This window comes from Blastococcus sp. SYSU D01042 (assembly GCF_054050515.1).
On the sequence record NZ_JBJGZM010000014.1, the window covers coordinates 1 to 15,372 of the forward strand.

Annotated in this window: 14 protein-coding genes; 8 read left to right on the plus strand and 6 right to left on the minus strand. The window is 73.6% G+C overall.

Annotated features, from left to right (window positions below):
- Positions 1 to 123: 123 nt before the first annotated feature.
- Positions 124 to 1,050: an alpha/beta hydrolase gene (locus tag ACI79H_RS18895; RefSeq protein ID WP_456555965.1), complete on the minus strand. Its 927-nt coding sequence runs from the start codon at positions 1,048 to 1,050 to the stop codon at positions 124 to 126.
- A gap of 62 nt (positions 1,051 to 1,112) precedes the next feature.
- On the minus strand, positions 1,113 to 2,615 hold the full coding sequence (locus ACI79H_RS18900) for a flavin-containing monooxygenase (protein ID WP_456555966.1): 1,503 nt from the start codon (positions 2,613 to 2,615) through the stop codon (positions 1,113 to 1,115).
- A 145-nt stretch (positions 2,616 to 2,760) separates the two neighbouring features.
- Here ACI79H_RS18900 and icmF point away from each other — a divergent pair, with 145 nt between their 5' ends.
- Together icmF and ACI79H_RS18910 are read left to right on the plus strand one after the other, a co-directional pair.
- Positions 2,761 to 5,979, plus strand: coding sequence for a fused isobutyryl-CoA mutase/GTPase IcmF (gene icmF / locus ACI79H_RS18905; RefSeq protein ID WP_456555967.1), 3,219 nt, complete (start codon positions 2,761 to 2,763; stop codon positions 5,977 to 5,979).
- Positions 5,979 to 6,731 carry a helical backbone metal receptor gene (locus ACI79H_RS18910; RefSeq protein ID WP_456555968.1) on the plus strand — a complete coding sequence of 251 codons (753 nt, stop codon included), beginning with the start codon at positions 5,979 to 5,981 and terminating at the stop codon, positions 6,729 to 6,731. Before icmF ends, ACI79H_RS18910 begins: the two co-directional genes overlap by 1 nt.
- A gap of 3 nt (positions 6,732 to 6,734) precedes the next feature.
- Here the strand turns inward: ACI79H_RS18910 and ACI79H_RS18915 are convergent, their stop codons facing one another.
- A complete protein-coding gene (locus ACI79H_RS18915) occupies positions 6,735 to 7,538 on the minus strand; it encodes a crotonase/enoyl-CoA hydratase family protein (protein WP_456555969.1) in 804 nt (267 codons plus the stop codon).
- A 61-nt stretch (positions 7,539 to 7,599) separates the two neighbouring features.
- Here ACI79H_RS18915 and ACI79H_RS18920 point away from each other — a divergent pair, with 61 nt between their 5' ends.
- The 4 genes from ACI79H_RS18920 to ACI79H_RS18935 all read left to right on the plus strand — a co-directional run bounded on the left by ACI79H_RS18920 (position 7,600) and on the right by ACI79H_RS18935 (position 10,766).
- A complete protein-coding gene (locus ACI79H_RS18920) occupies positions 7,600 to 8,001 on the plus strand; it encodes a DoxX family protein (protein WP_456555970.1) in 402 nt (133 codons plus the stop codon).
- A gap of 93 nt (positions 8,002 to 8,094) precedes the next feature.
- On the plus strand, positions 8,095 to 8,799 hold the full coding sequence (gene fabG, locus ACI79H_RS18925) for a 3-oxoacyl-ACP reductase FabG (protein ID WP_456555971.1): 705 nt from the start codon (positions 8,095 to 8,097) through the stop codon (positions 8,797 to 8,799).
- Positions 8,799 to 9,572, plus strand: coding sequence for an enoyl-ACP reductase FabI (gene fabI / locus ACI79H_RS18930; protein ID WP_456555972.1), 774 nt, complete (start codon positions 8,799 to 8,801; stop codon positions 9,570 to 9,572). Before fabG ends, fabI begins: the two co-directional genes overlap by 1 nt.
- Before the next feature lie 51 nt (positions 9,573 to 9,623).
- The gene (locus ACI79H_RS18935; RefSeq protein ID WP_456555973.1) at positions 9,624 to 10,766 is read left to right on the plus strand and encodes a ferrochelatase; all 1,143 of its coding nucleotides are present in this window, start codon (positions 9,624 to 9,626) and stop codon (positions 10,764 to 10,766) included.
- Positions 10,767 to 10,770: 4 nt separating this feature from the next.
- Here the strand turns inward: ACI79H_RS18935 and ACI79H_RS18940 are convergent, their stop codons facing one another.
- The 3 genes from ACI79H_RS18940 to ACI79H_RS18950 all read right to left on the minus strand — a co-directional run bounded on the left by ACI79H_RS18940 (position 10,771) and on the right by ACI79H_RS18950 (position 13,546).
- Positions 10,771 to 11,142, minus strand: a complete 372-nt coding sequence (locus tag ACI79H_RS18940) for a hypothetical protein (RefSeq protein ID WP_456555974.1) — start codon at positions 11,140 to 11,142, stop codon at positions 10,771 to 10,773.
- 168 nt (positions 11,143 to 11,310) lie between these two features.
- On the minus strand, positions 11,311 to 12,759 hold the full coding sequence (argG, locus tag ACI79H_RS18945) for an argininosuccinate synthase (RefSeq protein WP_456555975.1): 1,449 nt from the start codon (positions 12,757 to 12,759) through the stop codon (positions 11,311 to 11,313).
- Between the two features lie 49 nt (positions 12,760 to 12,808).
- On the minus strand, positions 12,809 to 13,546 hold the full coding sequence (locus tag ACI79H_RS18950; RefSeq protein ID WP_456555976.1) for a hypothetical protein: 738 nt from the start codon (positions 13,544 to 13,546) through the stop codon (positions 12,809 to 12,811).
- 57 nt (positions 13,547 to 13,603) lie between these two features.
- Between ACI79H_RS18950 and ACI79H_RS18955 the strand changes: the two genes are divergently transcribed.
- Both ACI79H_RS18955 and ACI79H_RS18960 read left to right on the plus strand, forming a co-directional pair.
- Positions 13,604 to 14,041 (plus strand): NfeD family protein, encoded by a 438-nt coding sequence (locus ACI79H_RS18955; protein ID WP_456555977.1) that lies wholly within the window; start codon positions 13,604 to 13,606, stop codon positions 14,039 to 14,041.
- A gap of 77 nt (positions 14,042 to 14,118) precedes the next feature.
- Positions 14,119 to 15,336 (plus strand): SPFH domain-containing protein, encoded by a 1,218-nt coding sequence (locus ACI79H_RS18960; protein ID WP_456555978.1) that lies wholly within the window; start codon positions 14,119 to 14,121, stop codon positions 15,334 to 15,336.
- The last annotated feature ends 36 nt before the right edge of the window (positions 15,337 to 15,372 follow it).

Genomic DNA, 15,372 nt, shown 5'->3' on the forward strand with positions numbered 1-15,372 from the left:
CCCCCCACCCCCACCCCCCCCCCCCCCCCCCCCCCCCCCCCCCCCCCCCCCCCCCCCCCCCCCCCCCCCCCCCCCCCCCCCCCCCCCCCCCCCCCCCCCCCCCCCCCCGCGTCGTGGTGCGGATCAGCCGTGCAGCAGGGTGCGGAACCTCGCGCAGCTCTCGTCGACCGCCTGCTGCGCCGCCGGCGAGACGGCACCCATGGCGAAGAAGCCGTGGATCATCCCGTCGTACCGCTTCACCTCGACCGGCACGCCGGCCGAGCGCAGGGCCTCGGCGTAGGCCTCGCCCTCGTCGCGCAGCGGGTCGAACTCGGCGGTGACCACGACGGCGGGCGGCTGGCCGGTCAGGTCGGAGTGCAGCGGGGACAGGCGCGGGTCCTTCGCGTCCTCCCAGGCGCCGGCGTAGTGGCCGTAGAACCAGTCCATCGTCGGCTGCTCCAGGAAGTAGCCGCGCGCGTTCTCGACCCGCGAGGGGTACTCGCCGGCGGCGTCGACGGCCGGGTAGATCAGCAGCTGGGCGGTCAGCGGGGTGCCCTCGGCGTGCAGCGTCTGCGCGACCACGGCGGACAGGTTGCCCCCGGCGCTGTCGCCGGCGACGGCGAGCCTGTCGTCGCCGCCGAAGCGATCCAGATGGGCGGCGATCCAGCGGGCGGAGGCGATGGCGTCGTCGGCAGCCGCCGGGAAGGGGTGCTCCGGTGCCAGCCGGTAGTCGACCGCGACGACGACGGCGTCGGCGCCCCGGCAGATGCTCCGGGCCATGGTGTCGTGCGTCTCCAGGTCCCCGATGACCCAGCCGCCGCCGTGGAAGAAGGCGACCGTCGGGAACGGCCCCTCTCCCTCGGGGCGGTAGACGCGGGCCGGGAGGTCGCCCTGGCCACCGGGGACGGTGATGTCTTCGATGCTCCCCACCGGGACCTGGGTCTCCGGGCGGGTGGCGTTCATCGCCAGGTACTGCGCGCGGCCGGCCTCCGGGGTGCCCTCGTAGATCGGGGGCAGGCCGGCCTCCTGGGCCATGGCGAGCAGGGCGGCGAGGTGCGGGTCGACCGGCACGGGTGGTTCTCCTGTCAGGGGTGGCTGGGGGATGGGTGGGAGGTGGCTGGGGTCGAGCGGGCTCAGCGGTAGACGAGGCCGTCGTCGAGATCGGCCGTGGGCAGGATCGCCCGCTCCTCGCTGTACTCCTTGTGGTGCGTCCAGGGCTCCCGGTCGCCGCGCTTGAACATCCGGTGCTGGGAGCGCATGACGTAGCCCGGGTTGAAGTTCTCGGGGTCCGACCAGTCCAGCAGCGGCATGCCCTCGTCCTCCGGCCGCAGCTGCGGGACGACCATCGGCGTCCCCTGCTCGTCCATCTTGGTGAGCAGCCGGCAGACGAACTGGCTGACCAGGTCCGCGCGCAGCGTCCAGCTGGCCCGGAAGTAGCCGAAGACGTAGGCCATGTTCGGCACGTTGGTGATCATGATGCCGCGGTAGGTGACCTGCTGGGTGAAGTCGACCGGCTCGCCGTCGACGGTGAAGGCGACGTTGCCGAACAGCGACAGGTCGAAGCCCGTGGCGGTGACGACGATGTCGGCCTCGAGCTCCTCGCCCGAGGTCAGCAGGATGCCGGTCGCGGTGAAGCGCTCGATGGTGTCGGTGACGACGGAGGCCCGGCCCTCGCGGAGCGCGGTGAACAGGTCGCCCTCGGGGACGGCGGCCAGGCGCTGCTGCCACGGGCGGTAGGTCGGGTTGAAGTGCTTGTCGATGTCGAAGCCCTCGGGCAGCTGCGGCCGCATCTCCCCGATGAGGTACTCGCGCAGCGCGTCCGGGGTGTCGATCGACATGCGCCACAGGTCCTCGCCGAGCTTGAACGAGGCACGGCGCATGATCTCGTGCGTCCACTCGTCGGGGATGTCCAGCGCCCGCAGCTGCTCGGCCAGCTCGGAGACCCTCGGCCGGGAGATGAAGAAGGTCGGCGAGCGCTGCAGCATCGTCACGTGCTTGGCGGTCTCGGCGATGGCCGGGATCAGCGTCGCGGCGGTCGCGCCGGAGCCGATGACGACGACCCGCTTGCCGGTGGCGTCGAAGTCGTCCGGCCACTTCTGCGGGTGCACGATCTGGCCGCGGAACTCGTCCATGCCCTGCCAGTGCGGCTGGAACGGCTTGTCGTGGTCGTAGTACCCCTGGCACATCCACAGGAAGTGCGTGGTGAAGCGGAGCTGCTCGCCGGTGTCCTCGCGGTCCACCTCGACGGTCCAGAGCTTGTCCTCCGACGACCAGCTCGCGGTCCGCACCCGGTGCCGGTAGCGGATCTTCTCGGCGAGGTGGTTCTCCTCGATGACCTCGTCGAGGTAAGCGAGGATCTCGTCGGCGGTGGCGATGGAGGGACCCCGCCACGGCTTGAACCCGTAGCCGAAGGTGAACAGGTCGCTGTCGGACCGGGCACCCGGGTAGCGGTGCGTCCGCCAGGTGCCGCCGCGGGCGTCCAGCGCGTCGAGCAGCACGAAGCTGCGCCCCGGCTGCTCCTGCTGCAGGTGGTAGGCGGCGCCGATGCCGGAGATGCCGGCGCCGACGACGAGGACGTCGACGTGCTCGGTCCCGGGGGCGGTGGTGCGGCCGGCAGGGGCCTCGATCGTGGACATGCCGAACTCCTCGCAGAGGCGTGACGTACGCCGCAGAACGTACCGCCGGGCGCTCCGTATTCATAGAACGCCGCTCTGGTTGTGCGCAGGACGGCGCGGCGGAGATACGTGGACGTCCTACTACTCCGGGCCGTACGGTTCCGGCATGCACGAACCCCGCCACCCCGTGCGCTTCGTGACCGCCGCCAGCCTGTTCGACGGGCACGACGCCTCCATCAACATCGTGCGGCGGATGCTGCAGGCCCAGGGTGCCGAGGTGGTTCACCTCGGGCACGACCGCAGCGTCGACGCCGTCGTCCGCGCGGCGGTGGAGGAGGACGTGCAGGGCGTCGCGCTGTCGTCCTACCAGGGCGGGCACGTCGAGTACTTCGGCTACCTGGTGGAGCGCCTCGCCGAGGTCGGCGCCGGGCACGTGCAGGTGTTCGGCGGCGGCGGTGGGGTGATCGTCCCCGAGGAGATCGCGGCGCTGCGCGAGCGCGGGGTGACCATCTACGCGCCGTCCGACGGGCAGCGGCTGGGCCTGCCCGGGATGGTCGACGAGCTCGTCCGGGCCTGCGACCTCGACCTCGCGGCGGAGGGCCCCGACGTCGACGCCCTGCTCGCCGGCGACCCGGCCGCGCTGGCCCGCGCGATCACCGTGCTCGAGGCCGGCCGCTCCCCGGAGCTCGCCGAGCAGGTGCGCGCCGCGGCCGCCCGCCGCCCGGTGCCGGTCCTCGGCATCACCGGCACCGGCGGGTCGGGCAAGTCGTCCCTGACCGACGAGCTGCTGCGCCGGCTGCGCATGGACCAGGAGGACAAGCTGCGCGTCGCGGTCCTCGCCATCGACCCCACGCGCCGGCGCGGCGGCGGCGCGCTGCTCGGCGACCGGATCCGGATGAACGCCCTCGAGACCGGCGAGCGGAACCGCACCTTCTTCCGCTCGCTGGCCACCCGGACCGCCGGCGCGCAGGTGCCCGAGCACCTCGACGACGTCCTCGCGGCGGTGCAGGCGGCCGGCTACGACCTGGTGGTCGTCGAGACCCCCGGGATCGGGCAGGGCGACGCGGCGATCGTGCCGTTCAGCGACGTCTCGCTCTACGTCATGACGCCGGAGTTCGGCGCCGCCTCCCAGCTCGAGAAGATCGACATGCTCGACTTCGCCGACGTCGTCGCCATCAACAAGTTCGAGCGCCGGGGTGCCGAGGACGCCCGCCGCGACGTCGCCCGGCAGCTGGTGCGCAACCGCTCGGCCTTCGGCGTCCCGTGGGAGGAGATGCCGGTCCACGGCACGAGCGCCGCCCGGTTCAACGACGACGGCGTCACCGCGCTCTACCAGCACCTGCTCGGCCTGCTGATCGAGGCGGGCCTGGCGGCCGGCCCCGGCGTCCTGCCGCGGGTGGACGTGCGCGCCTCGTCCGGCCTGACCAGCGTCGTCCCCCCGCAGCGGGCCCGGTATCTCGCCGAGATCAGCGACGCGGTGCGGGGCTACGCCGCGACGACCCGCGCGCAGGCCGACGTCGCCCGTCGCCGGCAGCACCTGACCACCGCGGCCGAGGTGCTCGACGGGGAGGCCGCCGGGGCCGCGCGCGCCGCCGCTGAGGCGGCCGCCGGCGAGCTGCTGCCCGAGGTGCGCGCGCTGCTCGACGGGTGGCCGGCGCGGGTGGAGGCCTACTCGGGGGAGGAGTACGTCTACACCGTGCGCGGCACCGAGGTCCGGACGCCCCTGACCCGCACGACGCTCTCGGGCAACCCGGTCCGCCGGGTGGCGCTGCCCCGCACCCGGGACGACGCGGAGCTGCTGCGCTTCCTGCGCGCGGAGAACCTGCCCGGGGCCTACCCGTTCACCGCCGGCGTCTTCCCGTTCAAGCGGGCGGGCGAGGCGCCGGCCCGCATGTTCGCCGGCGAGGGCGACCCGTTCCGCACCAATCGGCGCTTCCGGATGCTCTCCGCCGGGAGCGAGGCCACCCGGCTGTCGACGGCGTTCGACTCGGTGACCCTCTACGGCCGCGACCCCGACCCGAGGCCGGACATCTACGGCAAGGTCGGCACGTCCGGGGTCTCGGTGGCGACCCTCGACGACATGGAGGTCCTCTACTCCGGGTTCGACCTGTGCGCGCCCACCACGTCGGTGTCCATGACGATCAACGGGCCCGCGCCGATCGTCCTGGCGATGTTCCTGAACACCGCGATCGACCAGCGGCTGGAGGCCTTCCGCGCCGAGCAGGGGCGCGAGCCGGACGAGGCCGAGGCGGCCGAGCTGCGGGCCTGGGTGCTGGCCAACGTCCGCGGCACGGTGCAGGCCGACATCCTCAAGGAGGACCAAGGCCAGAACACCTGCATCTTCTCGACCGAGTTCGCGCTGCGGGCGATGGGCGACATCCAGCAGTGGTTCATCGACCACGGCGTCCGCAACTTCTACTCCGTCTCCATCTCCGGCTACCACATCGCCGAGGCCGGGGCGAACCCCGTCAGCCAGCTCGCCTTCACCCTGGCCAACGGGTTCACCTACGTGGAGAGCTACCTCGCGCGCGGGATGGACGTCGACGACTTCGCGCCCAACCTGTCCTTCTTCTTCTCCAACGGGATGGACGCGGAGTACTCGGTCATCGGGCGGGTGGCGCGACGCATCTGGGCGATCGCGATGAAGGAGCGGTACGGCGCCGGTGAGCGGTCGCAGATGCTGAAGTACCACGTGCAGACCTCGGGTCGGTCGCTGCACGCCCAGGAGATGGACTTCAACGACATCCGCACCACGCTGCAGGCGCTCTGCGCGATCTACGACAACGCCAACAGCCTGCACACCAACGCCTTCGACGAGGCGGTGACGACGCCGAGCGAGCAGTCGGTGCGCCGGGCGCTGGCCATCCAGATGATCATCGACCGGGAGTGGGGGCTGGCCGGCAACGAGAACCCGCTGCAGGGCTCGTTCGTCATCGAGGAGCTCACCGACCTGGTCGAGGAGGCGGTGCTGGCCGAGTTCGACCGGATCGCCGAGCGCGGGGGAGTGCTCGGCGCGATGGAGACCGGCTACCAGCGCGGCCGGATCCAGGACGAGTCGATGCTCTACGAGCACCGCAAGCACGACGGCAGCCTGCCGATCGTCGGCGTCAACACCTTCCTGGCCCCGGACGCCGGCGACGCCCCGCCGGCGGTGGAGCTCGCCCGGGCGACGGAGGCCGAGAAGCGCTCGCAGCTGGAGCGGCTGGCCGCGTTCCAGGCGGCGCACGCCGCCGACGCCCCCGCCGCCCTGGCGCGCCTGCAGCACGTGGCCCTGGCCGGCGGCAACGTGTTCGCCGAGCTGATGGAGACCGTGCGCCACTGCTCGCTGGGTCAGATCACCGAGGCGTTCTTCGAGGTGGGCGGCCAGTACCGGCGCAACGTCTGATGCGCGACGACCTGGGGACGGCGGTGGCGCTGCCACGGCCGCCGCGGCGGGTGGTGTCGCTCGTGCCGTCGCTGACCGAGGCGCTGGCGGTGACCGTGCCCGAGCGGCTGGTCGGCGCGACCGACTGGTGCACGCACCCGCCCGGGCTCGACGTCGCCCGGGTGCGCGGCACCAAGAACCCCGACCGCGCCGCGATCGCCGCGCTCGCCCCCGACCTGGTGGTCGCCAACCGGGAGGAGAACCGGCAGCTGGACGTGCAGCGGCTGCGCGCGGCCGGCATCCCGGTGTGGGTGACGGTCATCGAGTCGCTCGACCAGGCGCTCACCTCGATGCGCCGTCTGTTCGTCGAGGCGCTGGACGCCGGCGAGCCGGACTGGCTGCGGGTGGCGGCGGAGGAGTGGGCGCAGCCGGCCCCCGTGCCGGCGCTGCGGGTCGCCGTCCCGATCTGGCGGGATCCGTGGATGGTCGTCGGCAGCCGCACCTTCGCCGGTGACGCGCTCGCCCGGCTGGGCCTGGCCAACGTCTTCGCCGCGGACGCGGAGCGGTACCCGCACGTCGACATCGCGCAGGTGGCCGCCGCGGAGCCCGACCTCGTCCTGCTGCCCGACGAGCCCTACGCCTTCACCGCCGACGACGGCCCGGAGGCGTTCCCGGGCGTCCGGTCCGTGCTGGTCAGCGGCCGCGACCTGACCTGGTACGGCCCGTCGCTGGCGACCGCGCGCGCCCGGCTGCTGACCGCCACCCGCGGCTGAGGGTCAGGCGGTCCCGAGCCGCCGGCGGACGACGGCGGCCTGCTCGGGCGAGCCGATGAGCTGCCCGATCTCGCGCTGCTCGGCGGCCAGCCCCTCGGCCAGCGGCACCCGCCCGGCGAGCTCCACCAGCCGCTTGATCGCGCGGGTGGCGCCCCGGCTGTGCCCGGCGATCTCGGTGGCCAGGGCGAGCGCCGCGGCCAGCGGGTCCGCCTCCTCGCGGGTGGCCAGTCCGAGCCGGGCCGCCTCGGTGCCCGACACCCGCCGGCCGGTGAGCGCCAGCTCCATGGCGACGTCGCGGCCGACCAGCTCGGGCAGCAGCTGGGTGCCGCACATGTCGGGGCAGATGCCCCACTGGATCTCCATCAGCGACAGCTGCGCGTCAGGGGCGACCAGCCGGATGTCGGCGCCCAGCGCGATCTGCAGGCCGCCGCCGAACGCGACGCCGTGCACGGCCGCGATCACCGGCGCCGGGACGAGCGACCAGACGTGCACGACCTGCTGGGCAAGGGCCTCGGCAGCGCCCAGCTGCTCCGGGGCCGTGGCCCTCCGCTCGCGGGTCCGCTCCTGCCCGCGGTCGGCCATGTCGGCGAACGAACCGAAGTCCAGGCCGGCGCAGAACGCCCGCCCCGCACCGTGCAGCACGACCGCGCCGACGTCGTCGCGGGTCATCAGATCCTTGCCGGTGGCGAGGATGGCCGCGAACATCGCCGGGTCCAGGGCGTTCATCTTCTCGGGCCGGTCCAGGCGCACCGTCGCCACGCCGTCGGCCACCTCGAGCGCCACCCGGCGCGAGACGTCGTCGTCCATGCAGGCTGTCTACGGGTGGCGCGACCGGGCTGTCAACGCGGCCCCTGCCTAGGCTCGCCGCATGACCACCGCCCCGCGCACCGCCGCCCGCCTGCTGCTGGGCGCCACGATGGTGGGCGCCGGGGTGCTGCACCTGACCACCCAGCGGCAGGAGTTCCAGGCGCAGGTGCCGGCGTGGTTCCCGGTCGACGACGACCTCACGGTGCTGGGCTCCGGTGTCGCCGAGATCGCCCTCGGCGCCTCCTTCCTCGCCGTGCCGAGGCGCGAGCGGCTCGTCGGCGCGCTGCTCGCGGCGTTCTTCGTCGCGATCTTCCCGGGCAACGTCGCGCAGTACCTCGAGGGCACCGACGCCTTCGGCCTGGACACCGACCGCAAGCGGCTGGTGCGGCTGTTCTTCCAGCCGCTCCTGGTTCTGTGGGCGCTCTACGGCGGCGGCTGGTCGAGGCGCGACCTGCGCCGCTGAGCGGCGGCCCGCGGTACTGGCCGGTAGGCGGTGCGACCTGCGGGCACCGGATAGGTTCGGGTCAGGACGACGGCGTCGGCAGGGGAGTGGCACGTGAGCAGATCGGTGCTGGTGACCGGCGGCAACCGCGGCATCGGGCTGGCGATCGCCAGGTCCTTCGCCGAGCAGGGCGACGCCGTGGCGGTGACCCACCGCGGCAGCGGTGCCCCCGACGGGCTGTTCGGGGTGCAGTGCGACGTCACGAGCAGCGCCGACGTCGACCGCGCCTTCACCGAGATCGAGGAGCGCCAGGGCCCGGTGGAGGTGCTGGTCAGCAACGCCGGCATCACCCGCGACGGCCTGCTCATGCGGATGAAGGAGGAGGACTTCGCCGACGTCCTCGACGCCAACCTCACCGCCGCCTACCGGGTGGCCAAGCGGGCCAGCGCCAAGATGGTCCGCGCCCGCTCCGGGCGGATGATCTTCGTGTCGTCGGTCGTGGGCCTGCTGGGCTCGGCCGGGCAGACGAACTACGCGGCGTCGAAGTCGGGGCTGGTCGGCCTGGCCCGCTCGATCGCCCGCGAGCTGGGCAGCCGGAACATCACCGCCAACGTGGTGGCGCCCGGCTTCGTGACCACGGACATGACCGCGGCGCTGCCCGAGGCGCGGCAGCAGGAGATCCTGGGGCAGGTGCCGCTGGGGCGGTACGCCTCGGCCGAGGAGGTCGCCGGCGTCGTGCGCTTCCTCGCCGGCGACGCGGCGGGCTACATCACCGGGGCGGTCGTCCCGGTCGACGGCGGACTGGGGATGGGGCACTGATGAGCGGGATCCTCGAGGGCAAGAAGGTCCTCGTGACCGGGGTGCTGACGGAGGCCTCGATCGCCTTCGCGACGGCGCGCCTCGCCCAGGAGCAGGGCGCCACCGTGGTGCTGTCGAACTTCGGGCGGGCGCTGTCGCTGTGCCAGCGGATCGCCAAGCGGCTGCCGCAGGAGGCCGCGGTCGTCGAGCTCGACGTGACGAGCACCGAGCACCTGGCGAGCCTGGCCGACCGGCTGCGCGAGATCGGGTTCGACCGGCTCGACGGGGTGGTCCACTCCATCGGCTTCGCGCCGCAGGAGGCCATGGGCGAGGGCTTCCCGGAGGTCGCGTGGGAGCACGCCGCCACGGCGTTCCAGGTCTCGGCCTGGTCCTACGCCTCCCTGACCCAGGCCTGCCGGCCGCTGCTGGCCGACCCGTCCTCGGTCGTCGGTCTCACCTTCGACGCGTCGGTCGCCTGGCCGGTGTACGGCTGGATGGGTGCGGCGAAGGCGGCGCTGGAGTCCACCAGCCGGTACGTCGCGCGCGAGCTCGGCCCCGACGGCGTGCGCTCGAACATCGTGGCGGCCGGCCCCCTGCGCAGCATGGCGATGAAGTCGATCCCCGGCAGCGCCCAGTTCGAGGAGGCGTGGGAGGGCCGCGCGCCGCTGGGCTGGTCGGTCACCGACACCGAGCCCGCCGGCAAGGCCGTCGTCGCGCTGCTGTCGGACTGGTTCCCCGCCACGACCGGCGAGATCGTCCACGTCGACGGGGGGTTCCACGCCGTCGGCGTGTGACCTCCCCGATCCCCCGCATCCAGCACCGCTCCGCAAGAGGAAAGAACCCACGTGCCCCGCGCCATCGTCGACATCACCCCTGCCGGTCAGCGTCCCGACCAGGACCCCTCGCTGGCCGTCCGCAACAACGGTGGCGCGGAGCCGTCGTCGGCCCCCGCCCCGGCCGGCCGCCGCGAGGCGCTGCTGCTGCTCTCCTTCGGCGGCCCCGAGGGGCACGACGACGTCATGCCCTTCCTGGAGAACGTCACCCGCGGCCGCGGTATCCCGCGCGAGCGGCTGGAGGAGGTGGCCGAGCACTACCACCACTTCGGCGGGGTCAGCCCGATCAACGACCAGAACAAGGCGCTGATCGCCGCGCTGGAGACGGAGCTGCGCGCCGCCGGGATCGACCTCCCCGTCTACTGGGGCAACCGCAACTGGGCGCCCTACGTCGAGGACGTCTGGCAGCAGATGGCCGACGACGGCATCCAGCACGCCTACGTCCTGGCGACGTCGGCCTATGCCTCGTTCTCCGGGTGCCGGCAGTACCACGAGGACATCGCACGGGCGCGCGCCGCCATGACCGGGGACGCCGGGGCGCCGGGCGGGCCGACCGCGGAGAAGCTGCCGCACTACTTCGACGCCGAGGGCTTCCTGCGGGCCAACGCGGACGCGCTGGCCGCCGCGCTCGCCGAGCTGCCGGCCGACGTCCGGGACTCGGCCCGGCTGGTGGCGACCGCGCACAGCATCCCGGACACGATGGCCGCCGTCGCCGGGCCCGAGGGGCACGCCTACGAGGCCGAGCTCCAGGCCGCCGCCCGGCGGGTCGTCGACCTCGTCGCCCCCGGCCGCCCGGTCGACCTGGTGTGGCAGAGCCGGAGCGGCCCGCCGTCGGTGCCGTGGCTGGAGCCGGACGTCAACGACCACCTGCGCGCGGTCGCCGAGGCGGGGGAGAGGGCCGTCGTCCTCTTCCCGGTCGGGTTCGTCAGCGACCACCTCGAGGTCATCTGGGACCTCGACAACGAGGCGAAGGAGACCGCGGACGAGCTGGGGCTGGTGTTCGCCCGCGCCGCCACCGCCGGTACCCACCCGGCGTTCGTGGCCTCGCTGGTGGAGCTGCTGGCCGAGCGCCGCGCCGGCGGGGAGCTCCGGCTCGGTACCAACTGCCCGGCCAGCTGCTGCTTCACCCCGCCGCGCCCGCGCCCGACGAGCTGACGGCTCAGCGCCAGGTCGGGGCGACGTCCCTGAAGTATCGGCGGCCGAAGGCGCGGTTCTCGTCGGTCATCCCGTCGGTGAGCCAGGCGAAGAAGCGCCCGGCCACCGGCAGCGGCTGGCTGCGCAGCTTCTTCTCGACCGCCTTCCACTGGGGGCTGCGGCCGAGGCGTCGACGGCCGAGCCGCTGGCCGCCACCGCCGCCATCGCCCTCGTGGTGGTGGGTGAGCTCCGTCCGCAGGTTCCGGTAGGCGTGGTCCAGCGCCTGCGCGCGGGGCCGGTCGCCGTCCGCCATGCGCCCGAGGGCATCGGCGAGCCGGTCCAGGTCGCGCCGGACCGCCGCGTGGATGACCCGGTTCATGGTCAGCTGCTCGGTCATGCCGGGACGCTAGCGAGAGGGTCCTCGCCGGTGCAGGGGTTCTGGCGCCCGGCCGCCGGGCGTCGCTGCCCCGCTCTTCCGCGGAGAAGCAGACCGCTCTTCCGCGGAAAAGCAGGCCGCTCTTCCGCGGAAAAGCAGGCCGCTCTTCCGCGGACGAGCGGGGTGGGGTCAGTCGGTGCCGGACTCCATCGCCGCGCGGTCGAGCGCCTCGTCCAGCTCCGACACCTGCCCGCGGGAGGCGATCGTCTCCGCACCCCCCGGGACGGAGGCGTCGATGAGACCTGTCGACGCCGCCTGGGCGGCACCGATCGCGGCCTGCACCGACCCGCCGACCATGCCGATCCGCGCGTACTGCTCCAGCCGCGCGCGGGAGTCGGCGATGTCCAGGTTCCGCATGGTCAGCTGGCCGATCCGGTCGACCGGGCCGAAGGCGGAGTCCGACGTCCGCTCCATCGACAGCTTGTCCGGGTGGTAGCTGAAGGAGGGGCCCGTGGTGTCGAGGACCGAGTAGTCCTCGCCGCGCCGCAGCCGGATCGTCACCTCGCCGGTGACGGCCATGCCGACCCAGCGCTGCAGCGACTCCCTGAGCATGAGCGCCTGGGGGTCGAGCCAGCGGCCCTCGTACATGAGCCGGCCCAGGCGGCGTCCCTCGCTGTGGTAGGTCGCCAGCGTGTCCTCGTTGTGGATGGCGTTGACCAGCCGCTCGTAGGCGATGTGCAGCAGCGCCATGCCCGGCGCCTCGTAGATGCCGCGGCTCTTGGCCTCGATGATCCGGTTCTCGATCTGGTCGGACATGCCCAACCCGTGCCGGCCGCCGATGGCGTTGGCGGTCATGACCAGGTCCACGGGCGAGGCGAACTGCCGGCCGTCGATCGCGACCGGGCGGCCCTGCTCGAAGCCGATGGTCACCGTCTCGGGCTCGATCTCCACCGCGGGGTCCCAGAAGCGGACGCCCATGATCGGTTCGACCGTCTCGATGCCGGTGTCCAGGTGCTCGAGGGTCTTCGCCTCGTGCGTGGCGCCCCAGATGTTGGCGTCGGTGGAGTAGGCCTTCTCGGTGCTGTCCCGGTACGGCAGGTCGTGCGCGACCAGCCACTCGGACATCTCCTTGCGGCCGCCGAGCTCGGTGACGAAGTCGGCGTCCAGCCACGGCTTGTAGATCCGCAGCCCCGGGTTGGCCAGCAGGCCGTAGCGGTAGAACCGCTCGATGTCGTTGCCCTTGTAGGTCGAGCCGTCGCCCCAGATCTGGACGTCGTCCTCGAGCATCGCCCGCACCAGGAGGGTGCCGGTGACGGCGCGGCCCAGCGGCGTCGTGTTGAAGTAGCTGCGCCCACCCGAGCGGATGTGGAAGGCGCCGCAGGTCAGGGCGGCGAGGCCTTCCTCGACCAGCGCGGCGCGGCAGTCGACCAGCCGGGCGAGCTCCGCGCCGTAGGCGGTGGCCCGGCCGGGCACCGAGGCGATGTCGGGCTCGTCGTACTGCCCGATGTCGGCGGTGTAGGTGCAGGGGACGGCGCCCTTGTCGCGCATCCACGCGACCGCCACCGAGGTGTCGAGACCACCGGAGAACGCGATGCCGACCCGCTCGCCGACGGGGAGGGACGTGAGAACCTTGGACACGGGCACAAGTATTCACGACGCTGCATGATCATGCAGAGGTGGGGGTGGGTTAGCGCGGCACCGCGTTGTACGCCGCCGTCACCGCCTCGCGCACGGCGTCGCCGAGCGGCCGCAGGACGGCGTCCCGGCGGGCGGCCTGGGCCGTGTTCACCGCGCCACCGGGGGCGTCGGCCAGCGCCAGGTCCAGGACGGCGGCCAGCCGCAGCGCCCGGCCGAGGATCGACAGCGCCAGCGGGTCGGCGTCCGGGGGCAGGCCGTCCGCGGGCCGGGGCCGGGCCAGGCCGGCGAGCAGCTCGGGCACCTCGGGGTGCCAGCGGGCGAGGTCGAGCGAGGCCAGCGTGCGTGCGGACTCGCCGACCGCCAGGTCCAGCGCCCCCGACGCCGCCCGCAGCGTGCCCTCGACCGGCGGGGGAGGCGGAGCCGCGCCGTCCAGCGCGACGGCGGTCCACTGCAGGACCTCCGGACCGAGCGGCTCAGGAACCAGCACCACCCGCTCGCCCACCGCGGCCTGCCCGGCCTCCAGGGCCAGCGGGACCAGGCCGGGCACCGCCGGCAGCCCGCGGACGTCGCCCGGCGCGGGGAGCACCAGCCGCAACCGGCGCTCGCCCAGACCGCGCAGCGCGCTCAGCGCCGCGCCGAGGGGGACCGCACCGTCGGTGCCGGGCAGCCCGCTCACCCGGTGGGCGGTGTCGCCGGTGACCGCGTCGAGGGTCTCGTCGTAGGAGGTGCGGCCGGTCAGCCAGGCGGTGGCCCAGGCGGCGAACCGGCCCGCGGGGAAGTCGTGCACCGGGCGAGGCTACGTCGGCTCCCCGCGTTCCGCCGCGGGCTCTGCCAGACTCCGGGCATGGCTGCCTGGCTGCTCTGGCTGATCGCCGCCGGCCTGTTCGCCGGTGGCGAGGTGCTCACCCTCGATCTCGTCCTGCTCATGTTCGCCGGCGGGGCGCTGGGCGGCATGGCGGTCGCGCTGGCCGGGGGCGCGGTGGCCTTCCAGCTGATCGCGTTCATCGCCGTCTCCCTCGCGCTGCTGGCCGTCGTCCGGCCGATCGCCAAGCGGCACCTGCTCGACCGCACCCCGCTGCAGCTCGACGGGGTCGACACGCTGGTCGGGCGCACCGCCGTCGTCACGCGCGCGGTCGACGCCGCGGGCGGCCGGATCCGGCTGGGTGCCGACGAGTGGTCGGCCCGCAGCCAGCACGGCGGCGAGGCCTTCGCGGTCGGGACGACGGTGCGCATCCTGCAGATCGAGGGCGCGACGGCCGTGGTGGGCGACGCACTGGAGTGAACCGCCGACCACGCCCGTGACCTGCGGATGCGGACGTGGGAGGGTCGAAGCGTCCGCCCCCGACGGAGGAGGCTCCCGTGGAACCCGCCCTGATCGCCCTGGTCGTCATCGCGCTGCTGCTGGTGTTCGTCCTGGCCAAGAGCGTCACCATCGTGCCGCAGGCCCAGGCGAAGGTCGTCGAGCGGCTCGGCCGCTACAGCCGCACGCTCACCCCGGGTCTGTCGATCCTGGTGCCCTTCGTCGACCGGGTGCGGGCGACGATCGACCTGCGTGAGCAGGTCGTCTCCTTCCCGCCGCAGCCGGTGATCACCGCGGACAACCTCCAGGTCGGCATCGACACGGTCGTCTACTTCCAGGTCACCGACCCGAAGCTGGCCGTCTACGGCATCGCGAACTACATCACCGGCATGGAGCAGCTGACCACCACGACGCTGCGCAACGTCGTCGGCGGGCTGAACCTCGAGGGCGCGCTGACCGGCCGCGACGGCATCAACAGCCAGCTCCGCGAGGTGCTCGACGGCACCACCGGGCCGTGGGGCCTGCGGGTGGCGCGCGTCGAGATCAAGGCCATCGACCCGCCGCACTCCATCCAGGACTCCATGGAGAAGCAGATGCGCGCCGACCGCGACAAGCGCGCGGTCATCCTCACCGCCGAGGGGCACCGGCAGGCCGCCATCACCTCGGCCGAGGGCGAGAAGGCCTCGGCGATCCTGTCGGCCGAGGGGCGCAAGCAGGCCGCGATCCTCGAGGCGGAGGCCGAGCGGCAGAGCCGGATCCTGCGCGCCGAGGGTGAGCGGGCCGCGCTGTTCCTGCAGGCGCAGGGCCAGGCGAAGTCGATCGAGACGGTCTTCCAGGCCATCCACGACGGCAAGCCCGACCAGGGGCTCCTGGCCTACCAGTACCTGCAGACGCTGCCGCAGATCGCCCAGGGCGACGCGAACAAGATGTGGATCGTGCCCAGCGAGTTCAGCAAGGCGCTCGAGGGGCTGGCCAGCCTCGGTGGGGCGGACAAGGGCACGTCCTGGATGGACGTGGGTCCCTCGGCGGACGGGCGCACGGCCCCGCCGGACGGCGGCATCGACACCAGCAGCTGGTTCGAGTCGCAGGTGCCGCGGGCGGCCGACCAGCCCGAGGCGCGGATCGAGATGACCAGCATCGCGGACTCCGCACCGGCGATCCCCAGCCCGCCGCCGCTGTCGGAGATCACGCAGGACGTGCGGGACGCCGGCCCGGCGGCCGACCCCGCCGTCCGCGAGCAGTTCGGCGCCGACGACGACGGGACCCCGCGGGCCTGAGACGCAGCGAGGGGGCTCCCGTCCGGGAGCCCCCTC

Bases quoted from the DNA above. Each gene is read 5' to 3' on its own strand.
- ACI79H_RS18900 (WP_456555966.1), bottom strand. From the start codon at position 2,615: ATGTCCACGATCGAGGCCCCTGCCGGCCGCACCACCGCCCCCGGGACC.
- icmF (WP_456555967.1), top strand. From the start codon at position 2,761: ATGCACGAACCCCGCCACCCCGTGCGCTTCGTGACCGCCGCCAGCCTG.
- ACI79H_RS18910 (WP_456555968.1), top strand. From the start codon at position 5,979: ATGCGCGACGACCTGGGGACGGCGGTGGCGCTGCCACGGCCGCCGCGG.
- ACI79H_RS18915 (WP_456555969.1), bottom strand. From the start codon at position 7,538: ATGGACGACGACGTCTCGCGCCGGGTGGCGCTCGAGGTGGCCGACGGC.
- ACI79H_RS18920 (WP_456555970.1), top strand. From the start codon at position 7,600: ATGACCACCGCCCCGCGCACCGCCGCCCGCCTGCTGCTGGGCGCCACG.
- fabI (WP_456555972.1), top strand. From the start codon at position 8,799: ATGAGCGGGATCCTCGAGGGCAAGAAGGTCCTCGTGACCGGGGTGCTG.
- ACI79H_RS18940 (WP_456555974.1), bottom strand. From the start codon at position 11,142: ATGACCGAGCAGCTGACCATGAACCGGGTCATCCACGCGGCGGTCCGG.
- ACI79H_RS18955 (WP_456555977.1), top strand. From the start codon at position 13,604: ATGGCTGCCTGGCTGCTCTGGCTGATCGCCGCCGGCCTGTTCGCCGGT.